At 40.8% G+C, this 16,574-nt stretch carries 25 protein-coding genes; 24 read left to right on the top strand and 1 reads right to left on the bottom strand.

Annotation, left to right across the window (positions count from 1 at the left end; translation table 11 throughout):
* The first annotated feature begins 42 nt into the window (after nt 1-42).
* A complete protein-coding gene (locus tag MHI11_RS16755; RefSeq protein ID WP_268454767.1) occupies nt 43-240 on the top strand; it encodes a hypothetical protein in 198 nt (65 codons plus the stop codon).
* Here MHI11_RS16755 and MHI11_RS16750 read toward each other — a convergent pair.
* Nucleotides 222-563, bottom strand: coding sequence for a hypothetical protein (locus tag MHI11_RS16750; RefSeq protein WP_340961671.1), 342 nt, complete (start codon nt 561-563; stop codon nt 222-224). The two genes, MHI11_RS16755 and MHI11_RS16750, sit on opposite strands and share 19 nt — an antisense overlap.
* Before the next feature lie 60 nt (nt 564-623).
* On the opposite strand from MHI11_RS16750, the gene MHI11_RS16745 reads away from it, so the two are divergent.
* The 23 genes from MHI11_RS16745 (at nt 624) to MHI11_RS16635 (ending at nt 16,572) form a co-directional block, all read left to right on the top strand.
* On the top strand, nt 624-794 hold the full coding sequence (locus MHI11_RS16745) for a hypothetical protein (protein WP_340961669.1): 171 nt from the start codon (nt 624-626) through the stop codon (nt 792-794).
* Between the two features lie 50 nt (nt 795-844).
* A complete protein-coding gene (locus MHI11_RS16740) occupies nt 845-1,165 on the top strand; it encodes a hypothetical protein (protein WP_340961667.1) in 321 nt (106 codons plus the stop codon).
* Nucleotides 1,162-1,338 (top strand): hypothetical protein, encoded by a 177-nt coding sequence (locus MHI11_RS16735; protein ID WP_340961665.1) that lies wholly within the window; start codon nt 1,162-1,164, stop codon nt 1,336-1,338. The genes MHI11_RS16740 and MHI11_RS16735 overlap by 4 nt, the downstream gene beginning before the upstream one ends.
* A gap of 56 nt (nt 1,339-1,394) precedes the next feature.
* Entirely contained in the window at nt 1,395-2,114 is a 720-nt protein-coding gene (locus MHI11_RS16730) for a hypothetical protein (protein ID WP_340961662.1), read from the top strand.
* Nucleotides 2,086-2,442 carry an HNH endonuclease gene (locus MHI11_RS16725; protein ID WP_340961660.1) on the top strand — a complete coding sequence of 119 codons (357 nt, stop codon included), beginning with the start codon at nt 2,086-2,088 and terminating at the stop codon, nt 2,440-2,442. The genes MHI11_RS16730 and MHI11_RS16725 overlap by 29 nt, the downstream gene beginning before the upstream one ends.
* Complete coding sequence (locus tag MHI11_RS16720; protein WP_340961658.1) at nt 2,435-2,755, top strand: transglycosylase; 321 nt, start codon at nt 2,435-2,437, stop codon at nt 2,753-2,755. The genes MHI11_RS16725 and MHI11_RS16720 overlap by 8 nt, the downstream gene beginning before the upstream one ends.
* A gap of 86 nt (nt 2,756-2,841) precedes the next feature.
* Nucleotides 2,842-3,348, top strand: a complete 507-nt coding sequence (locus MHI11_RS16715; RefSeq protein WP_340961656.1) for a phage terminase small subunit P27 family — start codon at nt 2,842-2,844, stop codon at nt 3,346-3,348.
* Nucleotides 3,348-5,060 (top strand): terminase large subunit, encoded by a 1,713-nt coding sequence (locus MHI11_RS16710; protein ID WP_340961654.1) that lies wholly within the window; start codon nt 3,348-3,350, stop codon nt 5,058-5,060. The genes MHI11_RS16715 and MHI11_RS16710 overlap by 1 nt, the downstream gene beginning before the upstream one ends.
* 17 nt (nt 5,061-5,077) lie before the next feature.
* Nucleotides 5,078-5,260, top strand: coding sequence for a hypothetical protein (locus MHI11_RS16705; protein ID WP_340961652.1), 183 nt, complete (start codon nt 5,078-5,080; stop codon nt 5,258-5,260).
* Between the two features lie 6 nt (nt 5,261-5,266).
* Complete coding sequence (locus MHI11_RS16700) at nt 5,267-6,508, top strand: phage portal protein (protein ID WP_340961650.1); 1,242 nt, start codon at nt 5,267-5,269, stop codon at nt 6,506-6,508.
* A complete protein-coding gene (locus MHI11_RS16695) occupies nt 6,501-7,133 on the top strand; it encodes an HK97 family phage prohead protease (RefSeq protein ID WP_340961648.1) in 633 nt (210 codons plus the stop codon). Before MHI11_RS16700 ends, MHI11_RS16695 begins: the two co-directional genes overlap by 8 nt.
* Nucleotides 7,134-7,168: 35 nt before the next feature.
* Nucleotides 7,169-8,356: a phage major capsid protein gene (locus MHI11_RS16690; protein WP_340961646.1), complete on the top strand. Its 1,188-nt coding sequence runs from the start codon at nt 7,169-7,171 to the stop codon at nt 8,354-8,356.
* 21 nt (nt 8,357-8,377) lie between these two features.
* Entirely contained in the window at nt 8,378-8,674 is a 297-nt protein-coding gene (locus MHI11_RS16685) for a hypothetical protein (RefSeq protein ID WP_340961644.1), read from the top strand.
* Between the two features lie 23 nt (nt 8,675-8,697).
* Complete coding sequence (locus tag MHI11_RS16680; protein WP_340961642.1) at nt 8,698-9,099, top strand: collagen-like protein; 402 nt, start codon at nt 8,698-8,700, stop codon at nt 9,097-9,099.
* Nucleotides 9,100-9,113: 14 nt separating this feature from the next.
* Nucleotides 9,114-9,473 (top strand): head-tail connector protein, encoded by a 360-nt coding sequence (locus tag MHI11_RS16675; protein ID WP_340961640.1) that lies wholly within the window; start codon nt 9,114-9,116, stop codon nt 9,471-9,473.
* Nucleotides 9,391-9,756: a phage head closure protein gene (locus MHI11_RS16670; RefSeq protein ID WP_340961638.1), complete on the top strand. Its 366-nt coding sequence runs from the start codon at nt 9,391-9,393 to the stop codon at nt 9,754-9,756. Before MHI11_RS16675 ends, MHI11_RS16670 begins: the two co-directional genes overlap by 83 nt.
* The gene (locus tag MHI11_RS16665) at nt 9,749-10,132 is read left to right on the top strand and encodes an HK97-gp10 family putative phage morphogenesis protein (protein ID WP_340961636.1); all 384 of its coding nucleotides are present in this window, start codon (nt 9,749-9,751) and stop codon (nt 10,130-10,132) included. Before MHI11_RS16670 ends, MHI11_RS16665 begins: the two co-directional genes overlap by 8 nt.
* Complete coding sequence (gene gp17 / locus MHI11_RS16660) at nt 10,129-10,497, top strand: tail completion protein gp17 (RefSeq protein ID WP_340961634.1); 369 nt, start codon at nt 10,129-10,131, stop codon at nt 10,495-10,497. The genes MHI11_RS16665 and gp17 overlap by 4 nt, the downstream gene beginning before the upstream one ends.
* A gap of 11 nt (nt 10,498-10,508) precedes the next feature.
* Nucleotides 10,509-11,135 carry a major tail protein gene (locus tag MHI11_RS16655; protein WP_340961632.1) on the top strand — a complete coding sequence of 209 codons (627 nt, stop codon included), beginning with the start codon at nt 10,509-10,511 and terminating at the stop codon, nt 11,133-11,135.
* Nucleotides 11,136-11,173: 38 nt separating this feature from the next.
* Nucleotides 11,174-11,509: a phage tail assembly chaperone G gene (gene gpG, locus MHI11_RS16650; protein WP_060596927.1), complete on the top strand. Its 336-nt coding sequence runs from the start codon at nt 11,174-11,176 to the stop codon at nt 11,507-11,509.
* Between the two features lie 2 nt (nt 11,510-11,511).
* On the top strand, nt 11,512-11,706 hold the full coding sequence (locus tag MHI11_RS16645; RefSeq protein ID WP_017367766.1) for a hypothetical protein: 195 nt from the start codon (nt 11,512-11,514) through the stop codon (nt 11,704-11,706).
* 15 nt (nt 11,707-11,721) lie between these two features.
* Nucleotides 11,722-15,738 (top strand): phage tail tape measure protein, encoded by a 4,017-nt coding sequence (locus MHI11_RS16640; RefSeq protein ID WP_340961629.1) that lies wholly within the window; start codon nt 11,722-11,724, stop codon nt 15,736-15,738.
* Nucleotides 15,739-16,572, top strand: coding sequence for a phage tail domain-containing protein (locus MHI11_RS16635; protein WP_034665788.1), 834 nt, complete (start codon nt 15,739-15,741; stop codon nt 16,570-16,572).
* Nucleotides 16,573-16,574: the final 2 nt, after the last annotated feature.

Genomic DNA, 16,574 nt, shown 5'->3' with positions numbered 1-16,574 from the left:
CTTTTTTATATAGATACCAAACAATTATCAGGAGGTAATGGTATGAGCGATAAACAAAAGAAAACAACCCCTGCGGCAACAGAGGTTGATGATGAACGGATGCAAGCTGAACAGCTTTTGAATGATATTAATTCTGGAAATATCTCAATTAATGAAGCAAGATCTGTTCTAGGTTTGCAACCGTTAGTGAATCCCAGAGCTAATCTAAAATATATTGCTATTCAAAATAGTTCTATTTGATATAAAGAAGGTTTCTCATCTAGTTTGTTAAGATTTTGCAGATTTTTTAATGCTTTAATTTGCATGTTGTTATGTTTACATAATTGTGGAATAACAACTAACAAAGCCTCATGTGGAAGGTCAAGATTGTAATGACGGGCTAATACTTCTCGAAGCTCATCTGAATAAATTGTATTAAATTTCTCACCTAAAAAAATAACATCAAACCTTTCACTTTTTATGTTATTTAGACTAAGACTTTCTTGTTTTAGATCTTGCAGCGCTTTACTAATGATCATCATGTCATTCAATGTATTTTGAATATCTGACTTAACATCACTCATGTTTTCACCTCCTATCTAAACATATAGGAATATTATACCAATAAGTAAGGAGAAAAGAGAATGACAAATAAGAACATTATTGTTTATTCAAAAAAAGATGGCGTCAACAGACTATTACCTATTGACACCAACGATTTGATTTCTTTGACAAAAATCGTTGAAAAGAATTATCCGACAGAGAAAGAATTTATCTATTCCTTAGTGCAGGGTGTAGAAATTAAATTATTCTAAACGAGTGAAATAAATGTGAGGCGCCATTCCATTGGATAGGTGTTTTTTATATGGAGGAGTTATCTGTGGTAGAACTCTTAATCTTAAAAGGCTGTTCAAAACAACGCACAAGGACTTTCATCGTAGGGGCAAACACTTGTCAGGCAAGAGCGCTATGGCAAGATTTAAAAAAGAAATTCCCACAATATAAATATCCACAATTTGTTTCAATGAATCCGGCAAAGCTAGACGGGGTAAATCCTAGCGAAACAATTTTAATTTTACTGCCGGGCTATTATCGAAATCCAATAATCAACTGCTATGAATTTCAATGGTTGAAGGAAAATGCCATTGAAGTAATTCATATCAATGAGGAGGAAATAAAGGCGTGAATGACATGGTAAAGGAACCGCCTTTAGGTATTATCCCTAAGTTTATACATGATGAACGTAGAGCAGAAGATCTTGTAGCAGCTATTGAACGAAGAATATCAGCAAGATCAGAAATTCCCCTTGAGTGGTTTGAAGAGTATAACAACCTCATCAAGCATCAAGTGAAGAAATAAATGTGAGGCGCCCTTCCAATGGATGGGTGCTTTTATTATAAGGAGAGTGTGGAGAAATGTATTTAAACTTATCTTATAGAAGCATCTATGATCAACTGGATGAGGCATTATCTAAAAAGACTTTGATTGTTACGAATAGAAAAACAAGGCGAATCGGCAAGACGGAAGCACTTGTACATCTTGCTAAAATTAAAGAATTGCCGATTGTTGTCAAGGATTTAATAGTTGAGAGCTACGCAAAAGAGTATCCAAGTATAAGGGTAATTGGAGAGACTAACGCTACAAGAAGCACTCTTTTAAATACTGTACTGATTGAAGAGGGTGTACAGGAAAAAACCATTACTATTTTAAGAGAGAAGGGTGTAACAGTATCTGGGTTCTTTGTTGACATGAGTTCATTCTATAATCCGTACGAAGAACTAAAAGATGATGCAGGCATTAAACACGGAACAACGGTTAAAGGTTTAGGAATCCCAACCTTGATGACCAAAGAAGAAGCAGAGAACCTTGAGCCGCGGACGTTTGAACAGCCGCCATTGCTTCAAATCACTCTTAAGGAATTAGATTCAGTCCCAGAGGTAATCCATAATGGAGAGCCATTGGAAGGGCGGATTGATATAGATTTCAATTGGAAAACGGGCGGATTTGAGACAGTTGGCTCTACTTATATTAATCTGCGGACGCTTGGGATTAAGGGTAAGAAACCAAGTGAAAAACGGATTGAGTATAAACAGGGAGAAGCGTTGCATGAAGAAGTCACTAAAACCCTGCAATGAACCTGGTTGCCCTCAACTAACGCGTGAAGGATATTGCCAGCAGCACAAGACATCGAAGCCTTCATATGATCTGTTTCGTGAATCATCGTCACGCCGTGGGTATAATAGCCGATGGCGTAAAGCGCGTGAAGGTTATCTAGTAAAGCATCCTTTGTGTCAGTCTTGCATGTTACAAGGTAAGCGTATTGTTGCTACAGTGGTGGACCACATCAAGCCACATAAGGGAGGAAAAAAACTATTCTGGGATTCTTCTAACTGGCAGCCACTGTGTGCGTCCTGTCACAGTAGGAAGACCGCTAAAGAAGATGGAGGGTTTGGGAATGGTTAATCAAACATGCGTGTGTGATCAATGCGGTATCTCCCTTCTTATCCAAGGTAACTCAAAGATTGAGAAGTTGAGTGATGGAGTGAAGAGACATTATATTAAATGTCCTAGATGTCTAACTGAATACACATCTTACTTTACAGACGAAGTGATCAGACGTAAGCAAAGCAGGATCAGAAAACTGTTCGTTGTTCTTCGGAGTGCGAGATCAGAGAAGTTACTCAAAATGTATAAAAAGAAAATCAAAGAAGCGCAAGTTGATTGTCAAAAAGACATGGATCAACTAAGGCGGGAGATGGAAGCCCCCCTACCTTAAATCCCTAGAAACGATTTGTCGTAGACCGCGTCTCCCTCAACATCGCGAGAAATTCCCTAAATGAAAATTCGGAAGGAGGTGAGGGGATGGCAAGACCGAGACAACCAGTTGACTTGTTACTAGTGAAAGGGAAGAAAAACCTTACCAAGAAAGAGATTGCAGAAAGAAGAGAGCAGGAAATTAAGGCACCAGATGACAAAGTGAAAGCTCCTTCCTACTTACCGAAAGACTTAAAAAGAGAATTCAAAAAGATAGCGGACGAGCTAAAAAACATCGGAATTATCACAAATTTAGATGTTGATGCGCTTGCCCGTTTTTTGTTTGCTCGAAAACAATACCTACAAATTACCGAAATCATACTTCGAACACCTGTTATAACTGATGTTGAAGATGAGGACGGTAATCTGATTGAAGTAGCGAGCCAAAAGTATAGTGATCTTCTAATAAATCAAGACAAACTGTTTAAACAATGCAGACAAGCATCAAGTGATTTAGGATTAACCATTTCCTCACGCTGCAAACTTGTCATTCCGAAAAAAGATGATGGGAAACCGAAGTCAAAAGAAGAAGAACGCTTTGGAGGGCGCATGTAATGGTAACGCAGGAAATGACCGCAGAGCTTTTAATTGAGCGTGTATGGTCATATTGTGAAAAGATCCAAACGGGGGAAATAAAAGCAGGAAAGAAGCATAAGTGGGCTGTTGAGAGGTTCATAAGAGACGTAGAGCGGCTAGCAGAAGAAGACTGCCCGTATTATTTTGATGCGGAATCAGTTTTAGACTTCTATGAATGGGCCAAGCAATTTAATCATGTCGAAGGGATATTAGCTGGTAAGCCGATTGAACTGACAGACTTTCAGTTATTCATGGCTGCTAATATCTATGGGTTTTACAAAAAACAGAATAGCGCTAGACGATTCAGAAAAGTATATATCCAGTTAGCTAGGAAAAATGCAAAATCGCAACTACTGGCTATAATGGCTTCGTATGAGATCTTCCCAACTCAAGAAAAACATCGTGTGTTTATTGCAGGTTGGTCGAGGGATCAATCAGATGAAGTATATCAAGCAATCCTTGAACAACTACATCACGCGCCGATTTTAGAGGGGAAATATACGGATGCCAACGGAAAGATTAAGAAACACAATACAAATTCCATAATTCAACCTCTTTCAAGGGAAGCTCGAAAGGTAGGAGACGGGAAAAACCCATCTTTAGGAATTGTAGACGAATATCACGCACATGAAACAAGTGAGATTTATGACGTACTCAATAGTGGAATGGTAGCGAGACGAAGCCCCCTTATGGTAATTATTACAACTGCTGGTTATAACTTAAACGGTCCCTGTTTTAAAGAGTATCAATATACAAGTAAAATACTTGACCCTGATGTAGATACGGAAAAAGAAGATTATTTTGTATTGATTTGTGAGCTTGATCCTGGTGATGATGTTAAAGATGAATCTAACTGGATTAAAGCAAACCCAATCGTTGCAACTTATGAAGAAGGCATGACGTCTCTAAGATCAGATTTAGAAACGGCTCTCGAAGTGCCTGAAAAAATGAGAAGTTTCCTTACAAAAAACATGGATCGCTGGGTCGATCAAAAAGACAATGGCTATATGAAAATGTCTAAATGGCGGGCCTGTCATGGTGAAATACCCGATCTAAAAGAAATGGCTATCTATCTTGGTGTAGATTTATCTATGACAATGGATTTGACGTCAGTTGGCTGGGTAGGTGTGATGGATAATATTTATTATGTTGGTCAACATTCCTTCATTCCAGAGGTAAAGGCAAAAGAGAAAATGGCTACTGATAAAGTGCCTTATGATTTATGGCGTGATCAAGGTTGGATGACATTCACATCAGGGGAGGCAGTTGACTATCAATTTGTTGAAAGGTGGATAATTGAATTTGCCCATGTCAACAAACTGAGAGTCATGGAAGTTGGATACGACAAGTGGAATGCGCTGCACTTAGCACAAAGGCTTGAAAGTAAAGGGTTTAATATGGTTGAAATACCGCCAAGGTTTCATCACCTTTCTTTACCGACAAAGGATTACCGACAAAAGGTGTATGAGGGTAAGGTCATTCATGCGAATGACCCATTGCTCACTTTTGCGTATAATAATGCAATCCTTAAACAAGATCCACAAGAAAACATCATGCTAGACAAAGCGAAATCACCTCAAAGAATAGATCCAGCTGCAGCCGTTATGAATGCTTTTGCTAGGGCCATGTATCACGATATGGGTGCAAACGTTGACTTAAACAAACACTTTTCAGGAGATTTCAGTTTTTAGGATTAGGATGTGAGAGAGTGAAAAAATTTATTGTTTTTTTTAAGATGATTTTAAATGACTTGCTGTTTATCGGAGGGTGCATCTTTATTCTGCTGGCAGCGTATCGGGTAAATACAAACATCGGTCTATTTCTGACGGGTGTATTTTTTATGTTTTACGCCTACCTGCTGTCAAGTCACGCGCGGCAGAAAGAGAGGTGAAAATAATTGTTTATAGACAAGTTTTTTGAAAAACGATCCGACTCAACAACATTAGACGGTTTCAGTCAGCTGATCAATCTATTCGGAGGCAGAGAAACGGCAAGCGGTGAAAGAGTCAGTGAAAGCAATTCGCTTGTGCAGCCGGACATTTTTGCATGTGTCAATGTCTTGTCTGACGACATCGCAAAGCTACCGATACACACATTTAAAAAAGAGAGTCAAGGAGTCAACAGAAACCCTAATCATCCATCTGCCTATGCAATCTACGCAAGGCCAAACCCGTACATGACAGCTTATGTGTGGAAAAAACTGATGATGACGCATGTCCTCACATGGGGAAATGCCTATTCGATGATTGAATTTGGAGCACATGGTTTCCCTGAAAATCTTTACCCGTTGCGGCCAGATGCGACGAACGCATATATACATCCCGAATCAGGAATGCTTTGGTACCAAACCACTGTAAACGGAAGAATGACGGAACTATATGAACACCAAGTGTTGCACTTTAAAGGATTATCTACGGATGGCATACATGGCAAGTCGCCTATTGGGGTAGTGCGAGAGCATATAGGCGCTCAAGCAGCTGCAACGAAATACAACGCCAAGCTGTATAAAAATGAAGCCACGCCGCGAGGTATTCTAAAGGTTCCTTCTTTCTTGGATGAAAAGCCAAAAGAGAACGTCAGAAAAGAATGGAAACGGGTCAATCAAGGTGAAAACATAGCGATTATTGATAATGGTCTTGAATATCAATCTATTGCTATGCCGTTGCAAGAAGCGCAGTTTGTAGAATCTATGAAATTTAACAAGGCACAAATTGCCATGATTTATAAAGTTCCGTTGCACAAGATCAACGAATTAGATAAAGCCACATTTTCAAATATTGAGCATCAATCCTTGGAATACGTAAAAAATACACTGCAACCGTGGATCGTGAATTTTGAACAGGAATTAAATATTAAGCTGTTTACTGACAATGATCAAAAAGCGGGCCATTATGTAAAATTCAATGTTGATAGTGAGCTGCGCGGCGATAGTAAAACTCAAGCCGAGTATTTCAAATTTATGATCGAATCAGGAATATTAAATAAAAATGAGGTTCGTGACTTGATGGAAAGAAACCCAATTGAGCATGGTGACAAATATCTTGCGAGTCTCAACTATGTATTCCTTGAATTCATGGAAGATTACCAACGCTTAAGAGCGGGATCAGCCATGAAGGGAGGTGACAGCAAGAATGAGTAAAGAAAAAGAAGTGCGGCTGCTCACGACGCCAATTGAGATCCGTTCCGATGGTGAAGGACAATCCGAATATGTGGAAGGCTATGCTTTGAAATTTGAAAAATGGTCCGAGCGTTTGGGATGGTTCAAGGAAATCATAAGCAGGAACGCTTTAGAATCTACCGATCTATCAAACGTCATTGCACTTTTTAACCATCGAGAGGATTTTCCCCTAGCGAGAAATACCGTTTCAGGGGAGTCAGGACGGCTTGAACTCGAAATAGATGGCATAGGTCTTAAATTCAGATTTAAACCGTCAGACACGTCATATGCCCGCGATCTCATGGAGAATATACGCAGTGGCGTTATTAATCAATGTTCTTTTGCCTTTTCGTTGGATTACAACGGAGACGAACCCGACGAATGGAGAATTAACGAAAACGAGGACATATACGAACGAAGAATAAACAACATTCACCGCATATATGACATATCTCTTGTAACGACACCAGCGTATAGCGATACCGAAGCTGTAGTAGGTGCCCGCAGCTTAGAGAAAGTAGAAGAAATGAAAGAACAACGAAGCGTACCAACAGATGAAATTTTAAAAATTGAATTGGAGCTATTAAGCCTTGATCTTCCAGAGTGAGGCTTTTTTGCATTCAATAAGGAGGAAAAATACAAATGTCTAAAAAAGAAATTGAATTACGTCAGCAGTTTACGCAAAAGAAAGAAGATGCTGATAAAGCACTAGCAGAAGGAAAAACAGAGGAAGCGCGCCAGCTTCTTGATGAAGTAAGAGAACTCAAGAATCAAATTGAACTGATGGTAGAAGGAAGATCACTTGACGTGCCTGATTTACCTGGCGGTGAAAATTTTGTGCCGGAGCTAGAACGTAACCCGGAGGGGCGAAAAGGAGCCGAAGGGGATAAAGAGGAACGTCAAAAGAAGTTCACCCAATTGTTCATGAAGTCTCTTCGAGGTAAATCCTTAACACATGAAGAACGTGAATTCCTAGAAAATCCTGAATTCAGAGCGATGTCAGGAAAAAACGAAGAAGATGGCGGAATCCTGATCCCCGAAGATATTTCAAGAACTATTAAAGAGTTAAAGCGGGAGCAACTACATCAACTTGAGCAATATGTAACAGTCGAGCCTGTGGCAACAAGATCAGGTAGCCGTATGCTTGAAAAAAACGGAGACATGACACCATTCCAAGACATCGAGGAAATGGGAAACATTCCAGAAACAGACCAGCCTAAGTTTACAAAACTAACATATACCATCACTGACTATGCGGGGCTTTTACCACTTTCAAATACATTGCTGCAAGATACAGATCAAGCGATCATGACATATGTCGCGAAATGGTTCGTTAAAAAATCAGTCGCAACAAGAAATGCACTTATCCTGAAAATCCTTGACGATTTGAAAAAGGTTGAATTTAAAGGCCTGGATGACATTAAAAAGACTTTAAACGTTACGCTAGATACTGCCATTTCTGCCGGGGCGATCATCATGACAAATCAGGATGGCTTCAACTATCTTGATCAATTGAAAGACGCGGACGGCAAATATCTACTCAAAGACATTCCATCCGAGCCGACAAACAAAATGCTGTTTGGTCGCCGCGTGGTGGTGATCTCAAACAAAGTCTTGAAAACAAAAGCAGGGAAAGCACCTGTAATCGTTGGGGATTTAAAAGAGGCAGTTGTTTTATTTGATCGACAGCAACAGTCTATCGACTATACGAATCTTGCAGCAGGATCATTTGAAACAAACACAACGAAAGTACGAGCGATTGAACGTGAAGACGTTGTGGCTTGGGATAAAGAAGCAGTAGTATACGGTCAATTGTCAATAAACGAGTAAATCGAGATGAGGTGAAGAGTCATGCGAGTGACGAAAAACTACACCACTGACGGCGGGGATCGAACTGTCATCGGTGGTGTTTTAGAATTAGCAGGTGGAAAAATCGTCAAAGACGGCCAGGAAGTGAGTCTAGGTGGCGGCGGATCAGCTGCACCAGGAAGCGTTACTCATGAAATGTTGGCTGAAAAAGCTGTCCGGTCGGCAAACATCGGGACAGGAAGCATCATGCCGGAGCATCTTAATTCGTCTATTGAAACTAGGCTTAAGGGAATGGAAGACGAAATAAAAGAGCTGCAAAGTAAACTGAGCAAAGAATAATAATTGAAAGGAATTGATCTATCATGGCTAAAGATTATTTGTTTGAAAGTAATGGAGTATACACATCTGCAGAGGAGGGGACAGACGGTAAGCCTATCACGCCTGTTTATGTAAAAGGAAACAGTAAAGAAAACCCTCTCTTCATTCAAGGGATGCAAGGTGAAAAAGGACCAAAAGGTGATACTGGTCCTCAAGGTCCAAAAGGCGATCCGGGAGAGCAAGGCCCAAAAGGTGACAAAGGAGATTCCGCAGTAATTGAAACGGGGGCTATTAAAAACGACCATTTAGGCGATGGATCTGTGAACTCACGGACAATCGGTAAAGGTAGCGTTAAATGGGACAATATCAATTCAGAAGTGCAAAAAATGATCACTGATTTAGAGTCGCGAGTCGACAAAATAGAGGGTAAAGAAAATACCGAATAAGTAGGCGGTCTTTTATGGATTTAAAAATGCTGAAAGATGAATATTTAAAAATTGATACCGACCAAGATGATGCCTTGCTTAAAACCTTAATTACTGCAGCAAAGGGATACATCAAAAACGGAATAGGACGGTATGTAGAAGGTAATGCGCAGTATGCACTTGTAACAGGCATGCTTGTTGCTCATTGGTACGAAAATCGAGGGGTGTATGAGTCAGGCGTTTCCGGCTCATCCATCCCTTTTACTATTCGGGATCAACTAACTCAACTTCGCTATGTGGAGGTAGAAGAGGATGATGAAGATAAGCAAGCTGAATCGGCGGTTAATCTTCCAGAAAAAGAAAAGGATGCAGGACGACGAGCTGAAATGGAATGAAGCCTATGAAAATGTCTTTGAGACATGGGGAACTATCGAAGGTTTTAGCGGATCAAAGTCAGACACGCTTGTTGCTGGCGCGCTAGGGGTTAAGTCACCGAAGAAAATCACAATTAGATACAGAGAAGACGTTGCTCAAGATATGCGTATTCTTCATCAAACTGGATCAGACGAGGCAGGAGAGCCGATCTACCGCACTTTTGATGTCATGGATTACAACGACATTGAAAATAAAAAGAAGCAGCTTGAAATTACTTGTAACGAGGTCGGCATAAATGGCTGATATGGATATTGAAGGGTTCGAAGATTTAACGAGATATTTTAATAAAATTGGTGACGACGTGGAAAAAGCTGAAAAGGTCGCTCTTAAAGCTGGCGGAGAAGTAATAGCAGAGCACCAAAAACGTAACGTGAATAAGAGTTCAAAAAATCAGCCTCACATGGTCGATAACATCACCGTTTCAGCTACAAGAGAATCAAAAGACGGTGAGCTGTTTGTTTCGGTTGGGCCGAATAAAAAAGTCGCTTACAGAGGTCGCTTTTTAGAATGGGGCACGTCAAAAATGCCGCCACATCCATTCATCGAGAAAGCCAGAATCGAAGGGGAGGGACAAGCTGTGAAAATCATGGAAAGAATTATCACGGCACCTATTAAATGAGTCTTGATGCAAAGAAAGAATTGAGTGCAGCGTTAATAAAAAACAATGAATTAAAGCAGCTTGTCACAGGTGGTTTTCATAATCTTGTGGCCGATGATGTGGCCGCATTCCCCAGGGTTGTATTTTCAGAGATTACAAATAGGGATCAGGAGTACAGAGACAACCATTCGGCAGCAAGTGAGGTACGGTTCCAACTAAGCATATTTTCAAAAGCAGACACACGGAAAGACGAAACAGAAATAGCGAAAGAAATAGATCGCCTTATGAAAGATTTAGGTTACGGAAGATATGATTCAGTGGATCTTTACGAAACAGATACAAAAATCTTTCACAGAGGCATGAGGTACGTCAAAACATTTTTCTAGGAGGAAAACAGATGGGGAAAACAATCTACGGATTAGACATGTTTCATTATGCTGAGCTGATTCAAGACGACGATAAAGGACTTGAATATGCAAAGCCTGAAAGACTGCCAGGAGCTGTAAACGTCAAAGTCGATCCTAAATCAGAGCAGTCTAAATTTTGGGCCGATAACGGAGTTTTTGATTCTTTTAACAACATGGGTGACATTGACCTTGAAGCTGAAATAGCAGATTTACCTATTGAGGTGCAAAACAAAATTTTCGGTCACAAGGTCGAGAATGGGATTTCTTTTGCCAGCTCTGATGATAAGGCGGTTTTCTTGGCTTTCGGGTTTAGAGCGAAAACATCCACAGGCGGGCACAGATATTATTGGTTCTTAAAGGGACTTCCTGAATTGATGGCTAACGAAAACAAAACGACAGAAGGTAAAGCAGATCCTGAAACAGCAAAATTTAAAGCAGGTTTCATGACTCTTCAAAATAAGAAGGGGAAAAACCGTTGGAAGGCACAAGCTGAGTTCGACGAAGGCTTTGATCCCGATGAATGGTTTAAACAAGTTGTATACGACGGGGCGTCGTTTGCAAAAGGAAAAGATACAGAGGATTCCACAAGTTCAGTAGACATCGGAAAGGGCGTTTAATAACGCTCTTTTTTATTTTGTAATCGGGAGGCAATAACATGGAAGCAATGACAATAGAACTACATTTAAATGGCAAGAAAAAGAAGTTCTCGACACCTAGCTTTATCACAGGTGCTTTGTTTAGAACCGCGGTAGAAGTAACAGAAGACTTTGAATCAAATGATCCTGAAAGACTTTATACAAGCGCACAATCAGAGTTTATCTGCGAAGTCTTCGGAAACAAGTTTACAGCAGAAGAATTTGAACAAGGCATTGATTCACGACTTTTAACTAGAACAATCTACGCAACTGCAAACTATGTTATCGGAAATATCGTTGAAGCGAGCAAGATCCTGAATCCTGAAACTGCAGAGGAAGCAGAGCCGGGGGAGTAAGTTTGTCCGATGCTGTCCTTGATATGTATAACGCATTAGAGGACATTGGCTTTACTCAAAATCAGATAGATGAGATGGACATTGTTTACCATCTGAAACGTCTTGCGCGAAGAAAAGAAGCGAGCAAGGAAAAGCCAAGTAAGAACGCCGCAGCATCGGATAAGCCTTTATACATTGATCAAATACCTGGACTGTAAAAAGGTGGTGAGGGATTGAGCAAAGACATTAAAGTAAAGCTGTATTCTAATTCGTCCCAATTTAACGGGGAAATGAAAGCAATTTCAACTCAAATGAAGAACATAAAGTCTGAGTTTGAAAAAAATAAGACTGCTGTTGGTGTGTGGGGCAATGAACTGAAAACGTCACAAACGAAAGTCAGAACCCTTTCACAGCAATTAGACCAGCATAAAATGAAGGTCAAAGCGCTTGAAAGAGCGTATGCAGATTCAGCCATCAAGAAGGGAAAGGATGCTGAATCAACGCAAACCCTAGCCCGCCGACTGAACTATGCAACAGCTGAAATGAATAAAACGCAAAACGCGTTAACACAAACGACCAACAAAATTCAGAGGATGGAAGCTGAGATAAAAAGAACATCCTCATCGCTTTATAAAATGGGCCAAAGAATGAATACAGTTGGCAACAAAATGAGAAGTACGGGTGCTTCGGTAGCAATGACTACGGGTGTTGCTTTTGCTGGCTTGGCCCTCCCACTAAAAGATGCAGTACAAGTGGGTATGGACTTTGAAAAGCAAATGAGTAAGGTCCAAGCTATTTCAGGTGGTACAGCCCAAGAAATAAAAAAGCTAGAAAAACAAGCAATGGATCTTGGGGCAACATCAGTTTTTACTGCTAGTCAAGCAGCAGACGCACAAAGTTTCCTGGCTATGGCTGGATTTAAAGCAAACGATATTTACGCAGCCATGCCAGGTATGTTGAATTTAGCAGCTGCAGGTCAACTAGATTTAGCTGCCGCCGCCGACATTTCCTCTAATATGATGCAGGCTTTTGCCTTGAAAGCTGAGGAAGCAGGTCACGCATCGGATGTAATTGCATACGGTGCTGCTAACGCAAACACCAACGTAGAACAAATGGGAGAGGCTATGAAGTTCCTTGCACCTAACGCCAATTCTCTAGGTTGGGGGTTAGAAGAGTCAGCGGCCGCAGTCATGGCGTTTGGTGATGCAGGTTTACAAGGTTCTATCGCAGGTCAAGCGTTTGGTACATCATTGATTCGTCTGGCAACACCTGCAAAAAAAGCTCAGAAGGTAATTGATAACTTAGGCTTCGCATTTTTTGATGCGGCCGGAGATATGAAAAGCATGCCGGAAGTCGTTGCAGAAATGGAAAAGGGCATGAAAGGCATGACGAAAGAGCAGCAAGCCGCAACCCTTAAAACCATTGTAGGCGCTGAGTCTTATAAACATTGGGCTATTCTCTTACAAAAAGGCAGCAAGGCTTTAAAAGAGAACACAAAGGCTTTGAAGGAATCAGACGGTGCTGCTCAAGATATGGCAGATACGATGCTAGATAATGCACGAGGCAGCATCGTTGCCTTTAATTCTGCTGTAGAAGGAGCAAAAATCAAACTAACTAAAAGTTTACTTCCTGCGCTTGGTAACCTAGCTGAAAAAGGCGCAGACATCGTTTCTATGTTTAACAAAATGGATTCTGCCACAGCCCAAACGGTTGCTAAAACTGCGTTGTTTGCTACGGGTGTCTTGGGTGCCACAACAGCAGTCGCAACGCTCACAATGGGTATCGGTGCGCTCTTAGCATTTACGGGTCCAGTGGGGCTTGCAATAGTCGGTGGAACGGCATTATTAGGCGGTATTGCCGTAGCGACATATGCGTATAATGAGCAGCTTAAAAACCAAAAGAAACAACAAGAAGAAGCGAAAGAATCGGCTCTTCTATATGGTGAGGGCGTTTCTAAAGCGACACAAAAAGCGGCCGGATCATACGTCAACTTGCGTGAAAGAGCCACTTCACAACTGTTTCAGTTAACACAGGTTTCAGGAAAAGAAGCAGAGAAGATGGCAAGCAATCTATTGACTACCTATCAAGAAATGTCTTCTTCTTTGATTAAAGAGCTAGAAGGATTTAAAACAGACGCAATCGCAGTTCTCAAAGGATTATTTGAAGATCAGGATAAAGAGACAAAGAAAATCGGAGAAGATGTGACAGATCAACTAGTCGGGAACATTGATAAAGATGTTCAAAATGTTCGAGAGAAGATGCGTCAACTCAAAAAATTGAAGGATGAAACAGATTTATTATCATCAAACATGAATGCTTCTCAAAAGAAACGATTTGAAAGCATTGTTTCATTCTATCAAGAGGCAACGAGTAAATTTGCAGCTAATCAAAAGGATGCTTTAGCTATCCAGCAGAGAGTTTCCGAGAGTCAAAATAAACTCTCTTTTAAAAATGCTAAAAGTTACAATGATCAAATCACAGAAATATACAAAGAAGGACAGAAGGCAGCAAAAGAAGATCGAGACTATAGAAATAAGATCTTAGATGAAGCAATGGTGAAAGATGCGGAAAACGCTGAAAGTTATAAAGCCTTCAAAGAAAAATCAAATGCCGATTACCAAGAGGCTCTTGCTAAGAACCTAGAAGCGTATAAAAACAATTCAAAAGCGTTATTTGATCAAATGGCTCAAGATGGAAAACTACTGGACTTGGAAACGGGAAAAGCCCTGGAAAAGCAAAAAGAATATTCCAGTAATTCAATGGGAATCTTTGTTGAAATGGAAGAAAGTGAAGCGAAGTACCAAGAACGATGGGCCGAAAAACAAGTAGCATTCTTGCAAAAACTTGGAGATAGCAAAGAAGAAGCATTAGAAAAAACGAAAAAAGCGCTCATAGAGTTTAACGAGGGGTTGGGCCGTTCTACAGAAGAGTCCGCGAGCAAAGCAAATGAAGCGATTGAAAAGATAGAAAACGAATTCAACCGCGCAACATCCGCCCGTGAATCAGGAAAGAAAATGGGCGATGAATTTGCTGATGGTCTAATAGATGCCACACCAAATACATTGGCGAGTGGTTCTATTCTAAAACAGTCATTGGATCTTAAATTACGTGAGGAAAACGGCATCCCTAGAATTGCAGGACAAGAAAAAGGTCAATCGTTTAGTGACGGTATCAGTTCGTCAAAAGTTAACGTATCTAACAGTGGTACAGTGCTGCAGCAAGCACTTAGGCAAAAGCTAAGTGAAGGCAATGCAGGAGCTAAAACATCCGGTTCACAAAAGGGCCAATCATTCAGTGCAGGTATAAGCTCAACAAAAGGTAGCACAAGCACGGCAGCAAGCAGCGTAAACCAAACGGCATTATCCAATCTTAATAAAAATACGACCCAAGCTACTCAAGCAGGTGCAACAAAAGGAAAGAGCCACAGTGCGGGAATAACAAGCACAAAGGGTGCCAATACGTCTGCAGCATCTTCGGTGAGCGCGACAGCAACAGCCCAGCTTGCCAAAACAACCGATGGTGGAGGCGGACAAAAAGCAGGGACTCAATTTGCATCTGGCATCCGCAGTCAAGCCGGAAACGCTAGTAATTCGGGTAGCACCGTAGCACAATCGGGAAAACAAGGCTTATCAAGTGTCAAAACAAACAGTGTCGGTGCTGATTTTTCTACAGGTTTCGCTAACGGTATCCGTAGTGTGGCTGGTGCAGGTGGTTCGGTGTGGAAAGCTGCTTGGGCTATCGGTAAAGTGGCAATTCGTTCACTGAAAGATTCTATACAGTCTAAATCTCCGGCTAAAAAGACTATTGCAGAAGGTGCAAACTTTGGAGATGGATTCATTATAGGCCTTGATGAAAAAGCTCAAGACGTGAAAAAAAGCACTGCATCTATGGCGCAAGGTGCTATGTCGTCATTTAAGTCTGAAATTAATAGAATGGCTTTTAACATCCAGGGAGCAGCAGATGAAATAAACACAATGCGCGCTGAACTGACTGTGAGAAATGAGATTGATACGCCTGTATTAAACCAAAAGCTAGATGCCCTTATTAGTCTTCTATCAAATAATCTACAAACGAACAATGAAAGCGTAAGTGCTACAGGGCAAACAATCAAAATCCATCCTGCACCTGTCATTATTGGCGGTGAGCATTTAGCAGACATCATTTTTAATCAAGGAGACACATCCATACTAGATAAAAAGAGCGCTCAAAAATATGAGCAGAACGCCTATAAAGGAGGGCTGAAAAGATAAATGGATCTGTATTTTGATTTCAGAGACGGAATGGGGGAGCAACCTTTATCGGGGTTGCTGCCCTATTTTAAGTTACTTAGCTTTGCGCCTGATGCGCCGAGCACTGACAGGGAGCTTGTACAGTTAACTAGGTTTAACGGACTTGTACCGACGCAGCATCCACGCGACATAGTGTACAAAGAAAGGTCTATCAAGGTTGAGATATTGCTTGATGCTAAAATCGCGGCAAACTTTTATCAGTATAGACACGAGTTTTATGATCTCGTTGTTCAGCCCTCCTGGTATTACATCTCATGTGATCTGCTTCCTGGGAGACGTTTTGCGGTTACGTGTGACGGAGGGTTTCAAATACCCAAAGACAAGCAAAAAAACCAGGTATCTTTTCAGGTGGATTTTAACAATATCACAGGGTTAGCAGAGTCAAAAGGCACGTCTTTAAGCGCTCAGAATTTTTCCGGCGAGAGATGGTTTTCAGGAATGGGTATCCAAAGGCGCGACGATCTGCAGTACCGATTTAAAAACAAAAAACGGTTTAGTGTTTTCAATCCCGGCGTACCAATTAATCCACTGCAGCATGATTACAATGTGCTGCTTAACGCAAAGGGAAAAAACATAACGATTATCAATCACACGAATAACGAAAGATTGAAAATAGAAGCCGAACTGAAAAAGTCCCAGCAGGTTAGAAACCTGAAACAGTATACCGTTGTCGGTAATAAAAGATTGAAAACGTCGGGAAGGCTGCCATCCTTAGATAAAGGTATGAATGACTTTGAGATACAGAATACAAATGACTTTGAAATTGTATTCGATACAAGATTTTATTTTCCGTAAAA

This window comes from Bacillus sp. FSL K6-3312 (assembly GCF_038007485.1).
Classification (GTDB): Bacteria; Bacillota; Bacilli; order Bacillales; family Bacillaceae; genus Bacillus; species Bacillus pumilus.
This window is presented reverse-complemented; position numbering and strand designations above follow the sequence as displayed.

What these genes read in the sequence shown, in the direction of transcription:
- MHI11_RS16670 (WP_340961638.1), top strand. Translation starts at nt 9,391, where the DNA reads ATGATGAAGATAAGCAAGCTGAATCGGCGGTTAATCTTCCAGAAAAAG.
- MHI11_RS16720 (WP_340961658.1), top strand. Translation starts at nt 2,435, where the DNA reads ATGGTTAATCAAACATGCGTGTGTGATCAATGCGGTATCTCCCTTCTT.
- MHI11_RS16710 (WP_340961654.1), top strand. Translation starts at nt 3,348, where the DNA reads ATGGTAACGCAGGAAATGACCGCAGAGCTTTTAATTGAGCGTGTATGG.
- MHI11_RS16685 (WP_340961644.1), top strand. Translation starts at nt 8,378, where the DNA reads ATGCGAGTGACGAAAAACTACACCACTGACGGCGGGGATCGAACTGTC.
- MHI11_RS16695 (WP_340961648.1), top strand. Translation starts at nt 6,501, where the DNA reads ATGAGTAAAGAAAAAGAAGTGCGGCTGCTCACGACGCCAATTGAGATC.
- MHI11_RS16690 (WP_340961646.1), top strand. Translation starts at nt 7,169, where the DNA reads ATGTCTAAAAAAGAAATTGAATTACGTCAGCAGTTTACGCAAAAGAAA.
- gpG (WP_060596927.1), top strand. Translation starts at nt 11,174, where the DNA reads ATGGAAGCAATGACAATAGAACTACATTTAAATGGCAAGAAAAAGAAG.
- MHI11_RS16635 (WP_034665788.1), top strand. Translation starts at nt 15,739, where the DNA reads ATGGATCTGTATTTTGATTTCAGAGACGGAATGGGGGAGCAACCTTTA.
- MHI11_RS16730 (WP_340961662.1), top strand. Translation starts at nt 1,395, where the DNA reads ATGTATTTAAACTTATCTTATAGAAGCATCTATGATCAACTGGATGAG.
- MHI11_RS16680 (WP_340961642.1), top strand. Translation starts at nt 8,698, where the DNA reads ATGGCTAAAGATTATTTGTTTGAAAGTAATGGAGTATACACATCTGCA.
- MHI11_RS16755 (WP_268454767.1), top strand. Translation starts at nt 43, where the DNA reads ATGAGCGATAAACAAAAGAAAACAACCCCTGCGGCAACAGAGGTTGAT.
- gp17 (WP_340961634.1), top strand. Translation starts at nt 10,129, where the DNA reads ATGAGTCTTGATGCAAAGAAAGAATTGAGTGCAGCGTTAATAAAAAAC.
- MHI11_RS16740 (WP_340961667.1), top strand. Translation starts at nt 845, where the DNA reads ATGGAGGAGTTATCTGTGGTAGAACTCTTAATCTTAAAAGGCTGTTCA.
- MHI11_RS16745 (WP_340961669.1), top strand. Translation starts at nt 624, where the DNA reads ATGACAAATAAGAACATTATTGTTTATTCAAAAAAAGATGGCGTCAAC.
- MHI11_RS16715 (WP_340961656.1), top strand. Translation starts at nt 2,842, where the DNA reads ATGGCAAGACCGAGACAACCAGTTGACTTGTTACTAGTGAAAGGGAAG.
- MHI11_RS16655 (WP_340961632.1), top strand. Translation starts at nt 10,509, where the DNA reads ATGGGGAAAACAATCTACGGATTAGACATGTTTCATTATGCTGAGCTG.
- MHI11_RS16750 (WP_340961671.1), bottom strand. Translation starts at nt 563, where the DNA reads ATGAGTGATGTTAAGTCAGATATTCAAAATACATTGAATGACATGATG.
- MHI11_RS16725 (WP_340961660.1), top strand. Translation starts at nt 2,086, where the DNA reads ATGAAGAAGTCACTAAAACCCTGCAATGAACCTGGTTGCCCTCAACTA.
- MHI11_RS16675 (WP_340961640.1), top strand. Translation starts at nt 9,114, where the DNA reads ATGGATTTAAAAATGCTGAAAGATGAATATTTAAAAATTGATACCGAC.
- MHI11_RS16665 (WP_340961636.1), top strand. Translation starts at nt 9,749, where the DNA reads ATGGCTGATATGGATATTGAAGGGTTCGAAGATTTAACGAGATATTTT.